1 protein-coding gene is annotated in these 881 nt (G+C 69.5%); it reads right to left on the reverse strand.

The features are described 5' to 3' along the window. The coding region (locus GT045_RS36965) for a glycosyl hydrolase family 18 protein (protein WP_161336889.1) at positions 1-881 on the reverse strand (881 nt) is incomplete at both ends.

Genomic DNA, 881 nt, shown 5'->3' on the forward strand with positions numbered 1-881 from the left:
CCGGTCCAGCCGCGGCCGTAGAAGCCGATGCCGAGCAGCAGTTTCGATGCCGGGATGCCGAGGCCCTTGAGCTTCGCGATGGTCGCCGACGTGAAGAAGTCCGCCTTCGGGATGCCCGGGTAGGAGTTCAGCGGGGAGTGCGGGGCGGTCGGGCCGGTGGTGTCCCAGGCGCCGAAGTAGTCGTACGTCATCGGGTTGTACCAGTCGACGTACTGGGCGGCGCCGGCGTAGTCGGCGGCGTCGATCTTGCCGCCGCTGGTGGCGTCCGCGGTGATGGCCGCGGTCACCAGGCTGCCGGAGCCGAACTTCGACCGCAGCGCCGACAGCACCTTCTTCAGCGCGTCCCGTCCGCTGGTGTCGCAGCTCAGGCCGCAGGCGTTCGGGTACTCCCAGTCGATGTCGATGCCGTCGAAGACGCCCGCCCACTTGGAGTTCTTCACCAGGTCGTAGCAGGACTGGGCGAAGGCGGCCGGGTTCTTCGCGGCCTCGCCGAAACCGCCGGACCAGGTCCAGCCGCCGAAGGACCACAGGATCTTCAGGCCCGGGTGCTTCTTCTTCAGCTTCAGCAGCTGGTTGAAGTTGCCGCGCAGCGGCTGGTCCCAGGTGTCGGCGACGCCGTCGACGGACTCGGCCGCGGTGTAGGCCCGGTCGGTGGCCGCGTAGGCGTCGCCCATCGCGCACTTGCCGCCGGTGACGTTGCCGAAGGCGTAGTTGATGTGGGTCAGCTTGGCCGCGGAGCCCGAGGTCTCGATGTTCTTGACGTAGTACTTGCGGTCGTAGGTGCCCCATTCGGTGAAGTAGCCGACGACCTTGGAGCCGGCCGCGAGCTGCGGGGCGGCCGGGGCGGCGGCGGCCGGTGCGGCGGTGGCCGCCGTGCCCGT

Source organism: Streptomyces sp. SID486 (assembly GCF_009865385.1).
Taxonomy (GTDB): Bacteria; Actinomycetota; Actinomycetes; order Streptomycetales; family Streptomycetaceae; genus Streptomyces.